Origin of the sequence: Phenylobacterium sp. (genome assembly GCF_031181185.1) — a bacterium.
Taxonomy (GTDB): domain Bacteria; phylum Pseudomonadota; class Alphaproteobacteria; order Caulobacterales; family Caulobacteraceae; genus Phenylobacterium.
This window is the reverse complement of sequence record NZ_JAPSKZ010000017.1, coordinates 1-16,699: the sequence shown is the minus strand read 5'-3', so window position 1 is coordinate 16,699 and position 16,699 is coordinate 1. Positions and strand designations below refer to the sequence as shown.

The window sequence follows — 16,699 nt, the reverse complement described above, 5'->3', positions numbered from 1 at the left end:
TCTAGCGTAGGGCGGTCCGCGCCAGGCTCCTTCTCCAGAAGTCCGCGGGTCCGCCCCCGGAAGGCGAAGAGCCAAAGGCGACGAAATGGCGGACGACGCAGGCCTGATCAACCAAGTCCTGGCCGAGACGAGCTTCCTCTACGGCGGCAACGCCGCGTTCGTGGAAGACCTGTACGCCAAATGGGCGGCCAACCCCGAGTCGGTCGAGCCGTCTTGGCGCGCGTTCTTCACCCAGCTGGCCGACCGCGCCGACGAGGTGCAGGCCGCCGCCCGGAAGCCCGCCTGGACCAAGCCCGCGGCCCCGCAGCCTCGACCTGAGTGGCTGTCGGCCATCGATGGCCTGTGGCCGGCGGTGGAGGCCAAAGTCGGCAAGGCCATCGCCGACAAGAAGCCTGCAGCGACTCAGGACGAGGTCCGCGCCGCGACCCTCGACAGCCTCCGCGCCATCATGATGATCCGCGCCTACCGGATGCGCGGGCACCTGAAGGCCAACCTGGACCCGCTGCAGATCGCCACGACGCCGGGCGACGCCTCGGAGCTGGACCCGGCCACGTACGGCTTCTCGGAGGCCGATTTCGACCGTCCGATCTTCCTGGACTACGTGCTGGGCCTCGAGACGGCCACACTGCGCGAGATCCTCGACATCCTGCGCCGGACCTACTGCGGCAACGTCGGCGTGCAGTACATGCACATCTCGGATCCGCGCGAGAAGGCGTGGCTGCAGGAGCGGATCGAGGGCCGCGACAAGGAGATCGCCTTCACCAAGGAAGGCAAGGTCGCGATCCTGAAGAAGCTGATCGAGGCCCAAGGCTTCGAGGCCTTCCTGCATCGCCGCTTCCCCGGCACCAAGCGTTTCGGCCTGGACGGCGGCGAGGCGATGGTCCCGGCGCTTGAGCAGATCATCAAGCGCGGCGGCGCGATGGGCGTGAAGGACCTCATCGTCGGGATGCCGCACCGCGGTCGTCTGAACGTGCTGGCCGCCGTGATGGGCAAGCCCTACCACGTGATCTTCCACGAGTTCCAAGGCGGCTCGTCGGTGCCCTCGGACATCGAAGGCTCAGGCGACGTGAAGTACCACCTGGGCGCCAGCTCGGACCGCGAGTTCGACGGCAACAGCGTGCACCTGTCGCTGACCGCGAACCCGTCGCACCTCGAAATCGTCAACCCCGTGGTCATCGGCAAGGCCCGGGCCAAGCAGGCCTTCACCCTGCGCGAGCAGTCCGACGCCGGCCGCGCTCACGTGCTGCCCCTGCTGCTGCATGGCGACGCCGCCTTCGCCGGCCAGGGCGTGGTGGCCGAGTGCTTCGCGCTGTCGGGCCTGAAGGGCTACGGCGTCGGCGGGACGATGCACTTCGTGGTGAACAATCAGATCGGCTTCACCACCAGCCCCAAGAACTCGCGCTCCTCGCCTTATCCGTCCGACGTGGCGTTGATGGTCGAGGCTCCGATCTTCCACGTGAACGGCGACGACCCCGAAGCGGTGGTGTTCGCGGCCAAGGTGGCCACGGAGTACCGCCAGCTGTTCGGCAAGGACGTCGTCGTCGACATGTTCTGCTACCGGCGGTTCGGTCACAACGAGGGGGACGACCCCACGATGACCCAGCCGCTGATGTACGCGAAGATCAAGGGCCACCCCTCGGTCCGCGACCTCTACGCCCAGCGGCTGGTGGGCGAAGGCGTCGTGACGCAAGGCGAGATCGACGGCTGGATCGCCGAGTTCGACCGCTTCCTCGACGCCGAGTTCGAGGCCGGCAAGACCTACAAGCCGAACAAGGCCGACTGGCTGGACGGCAAGTGGTCGGGCCGCAAGCCGACGGGCGAGGAGAAGTACGCCACCGGCGTGCCGAAGCAGAAGCTCATCGACCTGGGCCACAAGATCACCTCGGTCCCGGAGCGGATCACGGTCCACAAAACCGTCGATCGCGTGATCGCCGGCCGCCGTGAGGCGATCGAGAAGGGCGAGGGCATCGACTGGGCGACGGCCGAGCATCTGGCCTTCGCCACCCTGCTGGACCAGGGCTATCCGGTGCGCCTGTCCGGCCAGGACAGCGTCCGGGGCACCTTCAGCCAGCGCCACGCCGGGCTCATCGACCAGAAGACGGAGGAGGTCTATTTCCCGCTCCGGAACCTGGGGCCCAACCAGGCGCACTTCGAGGTGCTGGATTCGGCGCTGTCGGAAGAGGCGGTGCTGGGCTTCGAGTACGGCTTCTCGCTGACCGATCCCGACACCCTGACGCTCTGGGAGGCCCAGTTCGGCGACTTCGTGAACGGCGCCCAGGTGGTGATCGACCAGTTCATCTCTTCGGGCGAGCGCAAGTGGCTGCGGATGAGCGGCCTCGTCATGCTGCTGCCGCACGGCTACGAGGGTCAGGGTCCGGAGCACTCGTCGGCCCGCCTCGAGCGCTTCCTGCAGCTGTGCGCCGAAGACAACATGCAGGTCGTCAACTGCACGACGCCGGCCAACTACTTCCACGTCCTGCGCCGCCAGCTGCTGCGCGACTTCCGCAAGCCGCTGGTCGTGATGACGCCCAAGTCGCTGCTCCGCCACAAGCGGGCGGTCTCGAACCTGGTCGACATGGCCGAGGGCACCAGCTTCCACCGCGTGATGGTGGACGGCGCTGAGGCCGGCTGCGACGTGGGCGGTGTGACGCTGAAGCCGGACGCCGAGATCAGCCGCGTCATCCTCTGCTCGGGCAAGGTCTACTTCGACCTGGTCGAGCAACGGGCGAAGACCGGTCGCGACGACGTCTACCTGCTGCGGCTCGAACAGTTCTATCCGTGGCCGCTGAAGTCGCTCACCAACGAGCTGAAGCGGTTCAAGAACGCCGAGCTGGTCTGGTGCCAGGAGGAGCCCAAGAACATGGGCGGCTGGCAGTTCGTCGATCCGTGGCTGGAATTGACGCTGGAGCGGATGAACATCAAGGCCAAGCGGGCCCGCTACGTCGGCCGCCCGGCCTCGGCGTCCACCGCCGCCGGCTTGATGAGCCGCCACCTGAAGGAACTTGAGGCCTTCCTCACGGAAGCCTTCGCGTAAGAACCCCGACTTTGTTTGTGTCCGAGACGATCTAAGGAGCGATCCCGAAAATGGCCGACATCATGACGCCGGCGCTGGGCGAGTCCGTCACCGAGGCGACCGTGGCGCGCTGGACGAAGAAGGCCGGTGACGCCGTCCGCAAGGACGAGATCCTCGTCGAGCTCGAGACCGACAAGGTGAGCCTGGAAGTGGCCGCGCCGTCAGACGGCGTGCTGGCCGAGATCACCGCCGCCGAAGGTGCGACGGTCGAGCCGGGCGCGGTTCTGGGCAAGATCTCGGAGGGCGCCGGCGCGGCCGCCGCGCCGCCGCCGGCGTCGAAGGCTCAGGCTTCGGCCGCCCCCTCGTCGACGCCGACGCCCGTCCCGGCCGGCGAGCTGCAGCCCGAGCCGCAGCCCGGCAAGGCGCCGCCGATCTCGGGCCCCGTGCCCGACATGTCGGCGCCGAAGGCCGAGAAGGTGCTGGCGCCGTCGGCCCAGCGAATCGTCGGCGAGAACAAGCTGGACGCCTCGTCCATCGCCGGCACCGGTAAGGACGGCCGGGTGACCAAGGCCGATGCGCTGGCCGCCCTGGAAGCGCGTTCGAACGCGCCCGCCGCGCCCGCCGCGCCGGCCGCCCCGCGCGCGCTGCACGAGCGCGAGGAGCGGGTGCGCATGACCCGCCTGCGCCAGACCATCGCGCGCCGGCTGAAGGAGGCCCAGAACGCGGCGGCCATGCTGACCACCTTCAACGAGGTGGACATGACCAACGTCATGGCGCTGCGCAACCAGTACAAGGACGTCTTCGAGAAGAAGCATGGCGTGAAGCTGGGCTTCATGAGCTTCTTTGTCCGCGCGGTGATCCACGGCCTGAAGCAGGTGCCCGAGGTCAACGCCGAGATCGACGGTCAGGACATCATCTTCAAGAACCACTACGACATCTCGGTCGCGGTCGGCACCGACAAGGGCCTCGTGACCCCGGTGGTCCGCGACGCCGACATGATGAGCCTAGCCGAGATCGAGAAGGAGATCGGCGCGCTCGGCAAGAAGGCCCGCGATGGCCACCTCGCCCTGGATGACCTGCAGGGCGGCACGTTCACGATCTCGAACGGCGGCGTCTACGGTTCTCTGATGTCGACGCCGATCCTGAACGCGCCTCAGTCGGGCATCCTGGGCATGCACAAGATCCAGGAGCGTCCGATGGTGGTGAACGGCCAGATCGTGGCGCGGCCGATGATGTACCTGGCCCTGAGCTACGATCACCGCATCGTCGACGGCAAGGGTGCGGTGACCTTCCTCGTCCACGTCAAGGAAGCCATCGAAGACCCGCAGCGCCTGCTGCTGGACGTCTGAGGAATTCGCCTTCTCCCGTTGCGGGAGAAGGTGTCGCCCGAAGGGTGACGGATGAGGGGTCGCACGGCACGTCCGCGCGGCCCCTCGTCGTTTTCTTTGGGGGTGGCCCGACCCCTCATCCGACCGGCTGCGCCGGCCACCTTCTCCCGCAAGGGGAGAAGGTCGCTATGCCGCCTTCTGCGGCATCGGCCCCACGTACACCGACTGCGGGCGGATCAGCCGGCCGCCGGCCAATTGTTCGCGGGCGTGGGCCAGCCAGCCGGCGACGCGGCCCATGGCGAAGACGCAGGTGAAGGCGCTGGGCGGGAACTGCAGGGCCTCCAGCAGCAGGGCCGTGTAGAACTCGACGTTGGTGTCCAGCGGCCGGTTCGGCTTGCGCTCGGCCAGGATGGCGAGCGCCGCGGCCTCGACGGCCTCAGCGAACTCCAGCCGCCCCTGCCGAGCGTCCAGCCAGCGCACCGCGCCCTTGAGCGCATCGGCGCGCGGGTCGCGGACGCGATAGATGCGGTGGCCGAAGCCCATCAGCCGGTCGCCGCGGTCCAGCGCCGCCTCGATCCAGGCCCGCGCGTTCGCGGGTTCGCCGATCTCATCCAGCATCTCGATCACAGGACCGGGCGCGCCGCCGTGCAACGGGCCCTTCAGGGCGCTGATCCCGGCCAGCACCGCCGAGGTCAGGCCGGCGCGGGTGGAGGCCACCACCCGGGCGGCGAAGGTCGAGGCGTTGAGGCCGTGATCGCTGACGGTGACCAGGTAGGTGTCGAGCGCATCGGCCTCGGCCTTGGACGCGTGGGCGCCGCGCAGCATCCGCAGCGTATCAGCGCTGTGCCGCAGCGCCGGATCGGGCGCGACCGGCGCCTCTCCGGCCTGGGCCCGGACGACGGCGGCGGTGAACACCGCCGGCGCCGCCAGCAGGCGGAAGGCTGTCTCCGCGTCGTCGCCATCCGGGAGGCGGGCCAACAGGGCGCGCACGGCTTCCACCGGCGAGCGGTCCAGGAGGCCGGTGTCGAGGGCCGCGACCTCGGCGAACACCTCGGCCCGGGCGCGGCCCAGGGCGGCGCGGATGTCGGCGGGAAGGTCCGCGTAGAAGCCGGAGAACAGCAGGCCGACCACGTCCTCGTAGGTTGCGCGGCCGGCCAGGTCGTCCAGCGAGCGCCCCCGGATCACCATTCGTCCGGCCTGGCCATCCACCTCGGACAGCACGGTGTGGGCGGCGACCACGTCTTCCAGTCCGTCGGACATCGCTTACCTCCAAAGCTGTTGCTGGGCGCCAGATTTGCCCTCAAGTTGATCCGGTCAATCTTGATCAATGCAATCAACATATGCCGCATCGTGATTGGATCGCCGCCGAGGACGCCCAGGCCCGCTTAGGCGTGCGGCCGCAAACGCTCTACGCCTATGTGAGCCGCGGCCGGGTGCAGGTGCGGGCCGACCCCAAGGACCCGCGCCGCAGCCTCTATCGCGCGGCCGACATCGCCGCCCTGGCCGAGCGCAAGGCGCGCAGCCGCCGCATCTCCGACGTGGCGGCGGGTGCGATCCACTGGGGCGAGCCGGTGCTGGCCTCCGAGATCACGACGGTCGCGGGTGGGCGGCTGTTCTACCGCGGGCGCGACGCGATCCGGCTGGCGGAGACCGAGACGCTAGAGGCCGTAGCCCGGCTGCTGCGGGGCGGCCACGGCGCGGCGCTGAAACGCACGGACAGGCCGCTGCCGCCCTCGGGCGCCGACATGCGTAGCCGCGCGTTCGCGGTGCTCGCCGCACGCGCGGCGGTGGATCCGCCGGCGCGGGGCCGGGCGCCGCTGGCGCTCGCCGTGGAGGCGGCGACCCTGCTCGACGTGCTGACCGACGCCATCGCCGGCGAGGTGGGCGGCGGGGCGATCCACAACCGGCTGGCGCTGGCCTGGGGCCAAGGGCCCGGCGGTGCTGGCGCCGACCTGATCCGGCGGATCCTCGTGCTGGTGGCCGACCACGAGCTGAACGCCTCGGCCTTTGCGGCGCGGGTGGCGGCCTCGACGGGCGCCTCACTGGCGGCTGCGGCCCTGGCGGGGCTCGCGACCCTCTCGGGCCCGCGTCACGGCGGGGCGACGGCGGCAGTGCGCACCTTCGCGGGCGAGGCGGCCCAGGCGGGGCCGGCCGAGGCGATCCGGCGCAGGCTCGAGGACGACCGCGCGCTGCCGGGCTTCGGCCACCCGCTCTATCCGGACGGCGACCCGCGGGCCGCAGCGCTACTGGAGCGGTTCTCGCCGCCGCCGGCCCTGGCCGCGCTGCAGCAGGCGGTGCAGGCCGCCGCCGGACTCCCGGCCAACATCGACTTCGCCCTGGTGGCGGCCTGCGAGGCGCTGCGGCTGCCGCAGGACGCCCCGTTCGCCCTCTTCAGCGTCGCGCGCTGCGCCGGCTGGATCGCCCATGCCATCGAGCAGGGCCAGTCCGACGCCCTGATCCGGCCCCGCGCGCGCTACGTAGGACCGGAGCCGGAGTTCGCCTAGGCGCGCAGGTGGACCGCTTCCTCGGCTTCGAGGGCATGGTCCAGGCGGCCGACCATCTCCTTCGGGCACACCTGCCAGAACTTGCCCAGCGCTACGTCCCAGTTCCGCAACAGGTCCTGGGCCAGCACCGAGCCGGTCTCGCGGGCGTGTTCTTCGACGAGGGCCTTCAGCACGCCCTGCCAGTGGGCGCTCGACACCCGGCAGGTGACGACGCTCTCGGCGTTCAGCGACATCTGGAACTCGCCGTCCTCGTCGTAGACGAAGGCCATGCCGCCGGTCATGCCGGCCGCGAAGTTGAAGCCGACGCGGCCGAGGATCACAGCTGTGCCGCCGGTCATGTACTCCAGGCCATTGGCGCCGCAGCCCTCGACCACCGTCGTGGCGCCCGAGTTGCGGACCGCGAAGCGCTCACCGGCCAAGCCCGCGGCGAACAGCCGGCCCGAGGTCGCGCCGTACAGCACGGTGTTGCCGATGATCGCATTCTCGCGGGCCCGCCCGGCGATGTGCGGCGACGGCCGCACGACGATCGTTGCGCCCGAAAGACCCTTGCCGACATAGTCGTTGGCCTCGCCGGTGACCTCCAGCCGGAGCCCTTGGACGGCGAAGGCGCCGAGGCTCTGGCCGGCCGAGCCTTTCAGCTGGACCGTCAGGTGGCCGGGCGCCAGGCCGTCCATGCCGAACTTGCGCACGATGTGCGAGCTGGTCCGGGTGCCGATCGCGCGGGCGGTGTTCGCCACCGTGTAGGTCAGTTGCATCTTCTCGCCGCGCTCGAGCAGCGGGGCCGCGTCGCGGACGATCTGGGCGTCGAGCGTGTCCGGCACCTCGTTGCGGCCGGTCATGGTGCAGTAGGGCTTGTTGAGCCCCGGGTCGGCCTTCACCAGCAGGGGGTTGAGGTCGAGGTCATCCAGATGCTCGCCGCCGCGGCTGACCTGCATGAGGAGGTCGGTGCGCCCGACGATGTCCTGCAGGCTGCGCGCGCCCAGTTGGGCCAGGATCTCGCGGACCTCCTCGGCGATGAAGGTGAAGAGGTTGATCACCTTCTCCGGGCTGCCGGTGAACTTGCCGCGCAGGGCCTCGTCCTGGGTGCACACGCCCACCGGGCAGGTGTTGGAGTGGCACTGGCGGACCATGATGCAGCCCATGGCGATCAGGCTGGCCGTGCCGATGCCGAACTCCTCGGCGCCCAGCATCGCGGCGATCACCACGTCGCGGCCGGTGCGGATGCCGCCATCGGTCCGCAGGCGCACGAAGTGGCGCAGGTTGTTCAGCGTCAGCACCTGGTGGGCTTCCGAGAGGCCCATTTCCCACGGCGCGCCGGCGTACTTGATCGAGGTCTGGGGCGAGGCGCCGGTGCCGCCGACGTTGCCCGAGATCAGGATGATGTCGGCCTTGGCCTTGGCCACGCCCGCCGCGATCGCGCCGATGCCGGTCATGGCGACCAGCTTCACGGTCACGCGGGCGTCGGGGTTGATCTGCTTCAGGTCGTAGATGAGCTGGGCCAGGTCCTCGATCGAATAGATGTCGTGGTGCGGCGGCGGGCTGATCAGCATCACGCCGGGCGTGGCGTGCCGCAGCCGGGCGATCATCTCGGTGACCTTGAAGCCGGGCAGCTGCCCGCCTTCGCCGGGCTTGGCGCCCTGGCTGACCTTGATCTCGATCTCACGGCACTGGTTCAGGTACTCGGCCGTGACGCCGAAGCGGCCCGACGCGATCTGCTTGACCGCCGAGTTCGGGTTGTCCCCGTTGGGCAACGGCTTGTAGCGGGCGCGGTCCTCGCCGCCTTCGCCGGACACCGACTTCGCGCCGATGCGGTTCATGGCGATGTTGAGCACGCCGTGCGCCTCCGGGCTGAGCGCGCCCAGGCTCATACCAGGGGTGACGAACCGCTTGCGGATCTCGTTGACGCTTTCGACCTCGTCCAGCCGAACCGGCGCGTTCACGTCGTTGCGCCATTCCAGAAGGTCGCGCAGCTGGATCTGCGGCATGGCCTTCAGCGCCTCGGAGTAGCGCTTGTAGAGCTGGTAGTCGCCGCGGTCGCAGGCGCTCTGCAGGGTGTGGATCGAGCGGGCCTCGAACGCGTGCGCCTCGCCTGCGCGGCGGGCTTTGTAGAAGCCGCCGACCGGCAGGCTGAGCGCCGCCGGATTCCAGGCCCGGCGGTGCAGCTCGACCGCCTTGGCTTCCAGACCGGCGAGGCCAATGCCCGAAATGCGCGACGGCATCCCAGGGAAGAACTCGGCCACCAGGCTGCGCGACAGGCCCACGGCCTCGAAGTTGTAGCCGCCGCGGTACGAGGAGATGACGCTGATGCCCATCTTCGAGATGATCTTCAGCAGGCCGCCCTCGATGGCCTTCTTGTGGTTCAGGCACAGGTCGCGCAGCGTGAGCTCGCCCGTCAGGCCGCGCTCCTGCCGGTCCAGGAAGCTCTCCTGGGCCAGGTAGGCGTTCACCGCCGTAGCGCCGACGCCGACCAGCACCGCGAAGTAGTGGGTGTCCAGGCACTCGGCCGAGCGGACGATGATCGAGACGTAGCTGCGCAGGCCCTTGGCCACGAGCCAGGCGTGCACGCCGCCGGTCGCCAGGATCATCGGCAGGGCCACGCGGTCGGGACCCGTCGCCGTGTCGGTCAGCACGATGGTCGAGCAGCCGCGCAGGGCGGCCTCTTCGGCCTCGGCGCGAATGCGATCGATGTTGGCGCGAAGCGCATCGCCCGGCCTCGATTCCGAAGCCGGGATCGGCATGGTGCAGTCGATCTCGGCGATGTTCTTCTCGCCAATCACGCCGATGACGCGCTCGTACATGCCCGTGGTCAGCACCGGCGAGTTCAGGACGAACACGTCGGTCTGGGTCTCGTCCTCGGCCAGCACGTTGCCCAGGTTCTTGAACCGGGTCTTCAGGCTCATCACCGCCGTCTCGCGCAGGCTGTCGATCGGCGGATTGGTCACCTGGCTGAAGTTCTGGCGGAAGAAGTGGCTGAGCGGCCGGTACTCATCCGAGAGCACTGCCAGGGGCGTGTCGTCGCCCATCGAGCCTACGGCTTCCTTGGCCTCCTCGACCATGGGCGCGAGGATCAGCTCGAGGTCTTCCAGCGTGAGCCCGGCGGCCGCCTGGCGGCGCACCAGCTCCTCGCGGGGGAATAGGCGCGGCTCGGGGCCGGGGCCGATCTTCTCCTCCAGCTCGACCATGTTGCCGAGCCACTTGTCGTAGGGGTGCTGGTTGGCCAGCCGGTCGATGATGGCTTCCTCGTCGTAGAGGCGGCCGCCCACCAGGTCGACGGCCAGCATGCGGCCGGGTTCGATGTGGGACTTCTTGACGATGCGGGCTTCCTCGACCCGGCACATGCCGGCTTCCGAGCCCACGATCAGCAGGCCGTCGCTGGTCTCGGCGACGCGCAACGGCCGCAGGCCGTTGCGGTCCTTGCCGGCCACCACCCACCGGCCGTCGGTGGCGCACATGGCGGCCGGGCCGTCCCACGGCTCCATCACCGCGTTGCAGTAGGCGTACAGGGCCCGGTGGCTGGCCTTCATCTGGGCCTCGGAGCGCGTGTTCCACGCCTCAGGGATCAGCAGGGTCTTGGCCATGGGCGCGTCGCGGCCGGCGCGCACGAGCACCTCGAAGGTGTTGTCCAGCGCCGCGCTGTCCGAGCCGCCCGGCTGGATCACCGGTTTGATGTCGTCCTGGTAGTCGCCGAACGCCGAGGCCGCCATGCGGATCTCGTGCGACTTCATCCAGTTGGTGTTGCCCTTCAGCGTGTTGATCTCGCCGTTGTGGGCGAGCATGCGGAACGGCTGGGCCAGGCGCCACTCGGGGAAGGTGTTGGTGGAGTAGCGCTGGTGGAAGATGGCCACCGCGGCCATGAACCGCGGATCGGTCAGGTCCGGGTAGAACGTGTCGATGTGCTCGGCCAGGAACATGCCCTTGTAGATCAGCGACCGAGCCGAGAGCGAGCAGATGTAGAAGTGCTGGATGTTGGCCTGAGCCACGCGCTTCTCGATCCGCTTGCGGCACAGGAAGAGGGCGCGCTCCAGCGCCTCGCCTTCCAGGCCCTTCGGCGGCGAGAGCATGATCTGCTCGATCTCGGGGCGGGTGGCGTTGGCCTTCTCGCCGATCACCGAGGTATCCACCGGCACCTGCCGCCAGCCGTAGATGTAGAAGCCGAAGCGCAGGGCCTCGCTCTCCACGATGGTCCGGGCGGCCTCCTGCGAGGCGAGGTCGGTGCGCGGCAGGAAGACCTGGCCGACCGCGATGGGGCCCGGCTTCACCTGATGGCCGATGCGCTCGACGTGGGCGGCGAAGAAGTCCTGCGGGACCGAGACGAGCACGCCCGCGCCGTCGCCGGTCTTGCCATCGGCGTCGACGGCGCCGCGGTGCCAGACGGCCTTCAGCGCGCGGATGGCCAGCTCGACCACCTCCCGGCGCGGCTTGCCGTCGATGGCGCAGACCAGGCCCACGCCGCAGGCGTCGTGCTGGGCGGTGATGTCGTAGCCGCCGTTGGCCTCGAGCAGGCGCTGCCGATCGGTCTCGTAGCGGGTCAGGATGTCGGTCATCGGCGTCACTCCGCCGCCATGAGGGCGGCGCTGGCGTGGGCGGTCAGGTAGCGGTGGATGGCTTCGGCGGCGTCGCGGCCGTCGCGGATAGCCCAGACGACGAGGCTGGCGCCGCGGACGATGTCGCCGGCGGCGAACACGCCGGGGATCGAGGTCATCATCGAGCGGAAGTCGGTCTTCAGCGTGCCCCAGCGGGTCACCGCCAGCTCGTCGGCCTGGAAGGCGGCCGGCAGGTCCTCGGGATCGAAGCCTAGGGCCTTGATGACCAGGTCGGCCTTCAGCTCGAAGTCCGCGCCTTCCACCTCTTCCGGGCTCTGGCGGCCCGAGGCGTCAGGCGGGCCCAGGCGCATGCGCGCGGCGCGAACGCCCGCGGCGGCCATGGCCTCGCCGGTGATCGACTTCGGCGCCGCCAGCCATTCGAAGATCACGCCTTCCTCCTCGGCGTGGCTGACCTCCCGGACCGAGCCCGGCATGTTGGCCTTGTCGCGCCGGTAGAGGCAGGTGACCTCGGCCGCGCCCTGGCGGATGGCCGTGCGGACGCAGTCCATGGCGGTGTCGCCGCCACCGACCACGACGACGTGCTTGCCAGCGGCATTCAGCCGGCCGGAGTCGTAGTCCGGCACGTGGTCGCCGAGCGTCTTGCGGTTGGACGCAATGAGGTATTCGAGCGCCGGGACCACGCCCTCAGAGCCCGCGCCAGGCACGGTCAGGTCCCGGGCGGCGTAGACGCCCGTCGCCACCAGCAGGCTGTCGTGGCGCTGCTTCAGCTCGGCCAGGGTGGCGTCGCGGCCCACCTCGAAATTCAGCCGGAATTCGACGCCCCCGTCGGCCAGTCGCTTCGTCCGGCGCTCGACGACGTCCTTCTCCAGCTTGAAGCCCGGGATGCCGTAGATCAGCAGGCCGCCCGCCCGGTCGTGCCGATCGTAGACCGTCACCTTGTAGCCCAGCTCGACCAGCCGCTCGGCGGCGGCCAGGCCCGCAGGCCCCGCGCCCACAACGCCGACGGACTGGCCGCGGTCGGCGCCGGCCGTGAGCGGCCGGACCCAGCCCTGCTCCCAGGCCTTGTCGCTCAGGTAGCGTTCGACGGCGCCGATGGTGACGGTCCCGTGGCCCGACTGCTCGATGACGCAGTTACCTTCGCACAGCCGGTCCTGCGGGCAGATGCGGCCGCAGATCTCGGGCATGGAGTTGGTAGCCTGCGACAGCGCATAGGCCTCCTCCAGCCGACCCTCGGCGGTCATCCGCAGCCAGTCGGGGATGTTGTTATGGAGCGGGCAGTGGGTCTGGCAGAAGGGCACGCCGCACTGGGAGCAGCGTGACGCCTGCTCGGACGCCTTGGCGTCGATGAAGTCGGCGTAGATCTCGTGGAAGTCGCGCGCACGCGCCTCGGCCGGACGCTTCTGAGGCGTCGACCTGGGGGTCACGGTGAACTTCAGCATGCGCTCGGCCATGGGGGCGCCTCCTCCGAAGTCGCGCATTTAGAGGGGCGGAGGCGGTGCGCAAAGACGATCATCCACAATTGGGACCATCAGAATCGATCGGGAGCTGCTTCCAGGCACTCTGAAGCGCTGCGGGATTCAGAGTAGTCCACTTTTGAGATGAACTTCTTCTTCACCATAGTGCCGCCCTTTGGTTCAGCCTTTCGACCGTTGGAGCGCGCCGTGCCGGACTGGGTCTATGCCGTCATTCTGGGGATCATCGAGGGACTGACCGAGTTCATCCCGGTCTCCTCGACGGGGATGATGCTGCTGGCCAAGCAGGGCATGGGGCTGACCGACCCCTTCTGGAACACCTTCGCGGTGATGATCCAGCTCGGCGCCATCCTCGCGGTCGTGGTGCTCTACTTCCAGAAGCTCTGGGGTGCGGTGGTCACCCTGCCGACCAACCCCGACAGCCGGCGGTTCGCCCTGACGATCATCATCGCCTTTCTGCCCTCGGTGGTCCTGGGCCTCCTGCTGCACGACTTCATCAAGGCGGTGCTGTTCGACAGCCCAACCGTCCAGTGCATTTCCCTGATCATCGGCGGCGTCGTGTTGCTGTTCATCGATCGCTATGCGCCGGCTCCGACCCAGGACGACCCAACGAAGCTCACGCTGAAGACCGCGCTCGCCATCGGCCTCTTCCAGGTGCTGTCGATGATCCCGGGCACCTCGCGCTCGGGATCGACGATCGTGGGCGCCATGCTGATGAAGGTGGAGAAGCGGGCTGCCGCCGAGTTCACCTTCTTCCTGGCGATCCCGACCATGCTGGGGGCGTTCGTCCTCGACGCCTGGGAGAGCCGCGAACAGTTGGCCGCGGCCGGCCGGTTGGAACTGCTGGGCATCGGCTTCGTCACCGCCTTCATCGTGGCGGTGGTGGTCATCAAGGCGATGCTGGCCGTCGTCACTCGCCGGGGCTTCGCCCCCTTCGGCTGGCTGCGGATCGCGATCGGCGGGACCGGCCTGGCGATCCTCGCCCTGACCTAGAGCCTAGGCCCGGCCGCCGGCGACGGCGCGGGCTTCCTGGTCGGCGTACTGGCCGCCCTTGCGATACCGATAGAGATAGGTCGGCAGAACCGCTTCCAGCGTGGTGGGGGTGAGGCCCAGCTCCGGCAGGCCCGGATACTGGCCGCTGACCACGTTGTCGGCCCGCAGGCTCTGCACCTGGTCGGAAGTGATGGGCGGCGCCACGATGCCTGCGATCAGGTCGCCGAGTGCTCCCAACGGACCGGCGGCCGCGAACGGCACCGGTAGCAGCAGACGGCGCTGGCCCGTCTCGGCCAGCATCATCTCCATCAGTTGGCGGAAGCTGAACTCCGCCGCGCCGCCCAACTCATAGGTTTGGCCCGCCGCATCGCTGTCGGTGACCACGCGGGCGATCGCCTTGCCGACGTCGCCGACGAAGACAGGCTGGAAACGGGTCTCGCCGCCGCCGATCAGCGGCAGGGCCGGCGAGAACGAGGCCATCTGAGCGAACTTGTTGAAGAAGCGGTCTTCGGGACCGAAGACGATGGAGGGGCGCAAGATCACGGCGTCGGGCCGGATCTGGCGCACGACCGCCTCGCCCTCGGCCTTGGTGCGAGCGTAGGCTGAAGGCGCATCCGGCGCGGCTCCCAGCGCCGACATCTGGACGACGCGGGTCACGCCCAGGTCCTGCGCCGCCTGCGCCACCGTGCGCGCGCCGTCCACGTGCAGCGCCTGAAACTTCTGGCGGCCGGTTTCGTAAAGCACCGCCACCAGGTTCACCGAAGCGGTTGCGCCTTCGAGCGCCCGGCGCACCGAGGCTTCGTCGCGGACGTTGGCTTGCACCACATCGATCTGGCCGACGTCGCCCAAGAGGCGCATGCGGTAGCCCAGGTTCGGGTTGCGCACGGCCACCCGGACGCGCCAGCCAGCCCGGGCGAGCTGGCGGACGGCCTGGTTGCCGACGAAGCCGGAGCCGCCGAAGACGGTGACGAGGTTCTGCATTGGATCCGCCGGTCGAAGAAATGTGCAGGCTTGAGGAGCCGCCGGATTAGACGATGCGACGCGGGCTCGCAATCGCCGTTGACCTGCCCCGGGCGGCGCCATATGTAGCCGCCTCCCGATCCGACGGACCGGGCCCAGGTGGCGGAATTGGTAGACGCGCTGGTTTCAGGTACCAGTGGTTAATAGCCGTGGAGGTTCGAGTCCTCTCCTGGGCACCACCCCTTCGATTTAGCGGGGGTGGAGCAAACGGCGTCGGAGTCTGAAGGCGGTGACCACCTACGTTCACGAAGGGGACCTTCCGGCCGATGCGCTCGCGGGCGCATCGTTCGTCGCCATCGATTCCGAGACCATGGGCCTGCGGCTGGGCCGCGATCCGCTTTGCGTCGTGCAGCTGTCCGACGGCGGCGGCGACGCCCACCTCGTGAAGCTGGACCGCACGACCTACGACGCGCCCAATCTGAAGCGGCTGCTGACCGATCCGTCGGTGACGAAGATCTTCCACTTCGGCCGCTTCGATATCGCCATGTTCTGGCTGCACCTTGGGGTGGTGACCCAGCCCGTCTACTGCACCAAGATCGCTTCCAAGATCGCCCGCACCTACACCGACCGCCACGGCCTGAAGGACATCGTCAAGGAGCTCCTCGGCGTCGATCTCTCGAAGGCCCAGCAGAGCTCGGACTGGGGCGCGGCCCAGCTTTCGGACGACCAGATCGCCTACGCCGCTTCGGACGTGCTGCACCTGCATGCGCTGCGCGAACGGCTCCAGGAGATGCTGGTCCGCGAGCGCCGTGACGCGCTCGCCAAGGCCTGTTTCGATTTCCTCCCGCACCGCGCGGTGCTCGACGTCGCCGGCTGGGAAGACGTCGACATCTTCGCCCACTCGTGAAGAAGAGGTCGCCATGACGGCGTCCGACGCATCGTTTGCTGCCCATCCGGCCCGCCGCGCCGATTTCGAGCGGTGGCGTCGGCGCTCGCGCCTGATCCGGCTGCTGCGGATCCTGCTGCCGGCGCTGATCGTGCTGATTTTTCTGGGGCTGGCCGGCAGCGTGGCGTGGTCCACGTTCCGGGCCCAGCCTCGCGAGGCGGCCGGCGGCGACGAGCCGATCCGGCTGGTCAATCCGCGATTCGTCGGCCGCGACGACAAGGGTCGCGCGTTCGTGCTTACGGCCGACTCGGCGGTGCGCGACAGCAAGGACTACCAGCGCGTCCTGCTGAAGCGGCCGGCCCTGATCCTGGACGAGGGGGGGGCCGACCAGCTGCGCCTGAACGGCGCGGACGGCGTGTTCCACGAGGCGACCGGCAAGCTGCAGCTGTCCGGCGGCGTCCAGATGGCCGATCCAAAGAACGCGTTCCAGACCGCTTCTTCGCTGTTCGACACCAAGACCGGCGAACTCGTCGGTTCAGGCCCCATTCAGGGCTCGGGTGGCCTTGGAGAAATCACCGCGAAGTCCTATGGCGTTTACGGCAAAGGCGATCGCATGGTCTTCAAGGGCGGTGTGCGCGCGCGCCTGGAACCGGGCAAAGAAGAATAGAACTGGCAGTCATGAAGTCTTACGCCTCCATCCTGGCCTTCGCCGCCACGCTCGCGGCCGCGGCGCCTGCCGCCGCCCAGCTGTCGCGCAATTCGGACGGGCCGATCGACGTGACCGCCGACGAACTCGAGGTCCAGCAGAGCGAGTGCATCTCGGTCTGGCGCGGCAATGCCGAAGCGCTGCAGGGCGACACCCGACTGCGGGCCAATGTGATGCGCATGTTCATGAGCAAGGCGCGGAGCAAGCCCGGCTCGGCCGGCAGCTGCGGCGAGCTGCGGCGCCTGGAAGCCGAGGGCGGCGTCTACTATGTGACTCCCCAGCAGAGGGTGCGC

The 16,699-nt window shown here is 69.2% G+C and carries 11 protein-coding genes and 1 tRNA gene; 8 read left to right on the top strand and 4 right to left on the bottom strand.

Going from position 1 to position 16,699, the window contains the following annotated elements; all coding sequences use genetic code 11:
* Positions 1 to 85: 85 nt before the first annotated feature.
* Together RIF93_RS03520 and odhB are read left to right on the top strand one after the other, a co-directional pair.
* Complete coding sequence (locus tag RIF93_RS03520; RefSeq protein WP_309088503.1) at positions 86 to 3,034, top strand: 2-oxoglutarate dehydrogenase E1 component; 2,949 nt, start codon at positions 86 to 88, stop codon at positions 3,032 to 3,034.
* 50 nt (positions 3,035 to 3,084) lie between these two features.
* Positions 3,085 to 4,362: a 2-oxoglutarate dehydrogenase complex dihydrolipoyllysine-residue succinyltransferase gene (gene odhB / locus RIF93_RS03515; protein ID WP_309088501.1), complete on the top strand. Its 1,278-nt coding sequence runs from the start codon at positions 3,085 to 3,087 to the stop codon at positions 4,360 to 4,362.
* Positions 4,363 to 4,527: 165 nt separating this feature from the next.
* Here the strand turns inward: odhB and RIF93_RS03510 are convergent, their stop codons facing one another.
* Complete coding sequence (locus RIF93_RS03510; RefSeq protein WP_309088499.1) at positions 4,528 to 5,601, bottom strand: citrate synthase/methylcitrate synthase; 1,074 nt, start codon at positions 5,599 to 5,601, stop codon at positions 4,528 to 4,530.
* An 80-nt stretch (positions 5,602 to 5,681) separates the two neighbouring features.
* Between RIF93_RS03510 and RIF93_RS03505 the strand changes: the two genes are divergently transcribed.
* A complete protein-coding gene (locus RIF93_RS03505) occupies positions 5,682 to 6,845 on the top strand; it encodes a citrate synthase (protein WP_309088497.1) in 1,164 nt (387 codons plus the stop codon).
* Here RIF93_RS03505 and gltB read toward each other — a convergent pair.
* Positions 6,842 to 11,389, bottom strand: coding sequence for a glutamate synthase large subunit (gene gltB, locus RIF93_RS03500; RefSeq protein ID WP_309088495.1), 4,548 nt, complete (start codon positions 11,387 to 11,389; stop codon positions 6,842 to 6,844). The genes RIF93_RS03505 and gltB overlap by 4 nt on opposite strands.
* Positions 11,390 to 11,394: 5 nt before the next feature.
* A complete protein-coding gene (locus RIF93_RS03495) occupies positions 11,395 to 12,840 on the bottom strand; it encodes an NAD(P)-dependent oxidoreductase (protein WP_309088493.1) in 1,446 nt (481 codons plus the stop codon).
* A 210-nt stretch (positions 12,841 to 13,050) separates the two neighbouring features.
* Here RIF93_RS03495 and RIF93_RS03490 point away from each other — a divergent pair, with 210 nt between their 5' ends.
* The gene (locus RIF93_RS03490) at positions 13,051 to 13,854 is read left to right on the top strand and encodes an undecaprenyl-diphosphate phosphatase (protein ID WP_309088492.1); all 804 of its coding nucleotides are present in this window, start codon (positions 13,051 to 13,053) and stop codon (positions 13,852 to 13,854) included.
* A gap of 3 nt (positions 13,855 to 13,857) precedes the next feature.
* On the opposite strand, the gene RIF93_RS03485 is transcribed toward RIF93_RS03490, so the two are convergent.
* Positions 13,858 to 14,835, bottom strand: a complete 978-nt coding sequence (locus tag RIF93_RS03485) for a complex I NDUFA9 subunit family protein (RefSeq protein ID WP_309088490.1) — start codon at positions 14,833 to 14,835, stop codon at positions 13,858 to 13,860.
* 132 nt (positions 14,836 to 14,967) lie between these two features.
* Between RIF93_RS03485 and RIF93_RS03480 the strand changes: the two genes are divergently transcribed.
* The 4 genes from RIF93_RS03480 to RIF93_RS03465 all read left to right on the top strand — a co-directional run.
* Positions 14,968 to 15,053, top strand: a tRNA-Leu gene (locus RIF93_RS03480).
* Between the two features lie 50 nt (positions 15,054 to 15,103).
* Positions 15,104 to 15,721 (top strand): ribonuclease D, encoded by a 618-nt coding sequence (locus RIF93_RS03475; RefSeq protein ID WP_309088489.1) that lies wholly within the window; start codon positions 15,104 to 15,106, stop codon positions 15,719 to 15,721.
* A 13-nt stretch (positions 15,722 to 15,734) separates the two neighbouring features.
* On the top strand, positions 15,735 to 16,367 hold the full coding sequence (gene lptC, locus RIF93_RS03470) for an LPS export ABC transporter periplasmic protein LptC (protein ID WP_309088487.1): 633 nt from the start codon (positions 15,735 to 15,737) through the stop codon (positions 16,365 to 16,367).
* A gap of 11 nt (positions 16,368 to 16,378) precedes the next feature.
* Positions 16,379 to 16,699, top strand: a 321-nt coding sequence (locus tag RIF93_RS03465) for an LptA/OstA family protein (RefSeq protein WP_309088485.1), incomplete at its 3' end; no start/stop codon positions are given.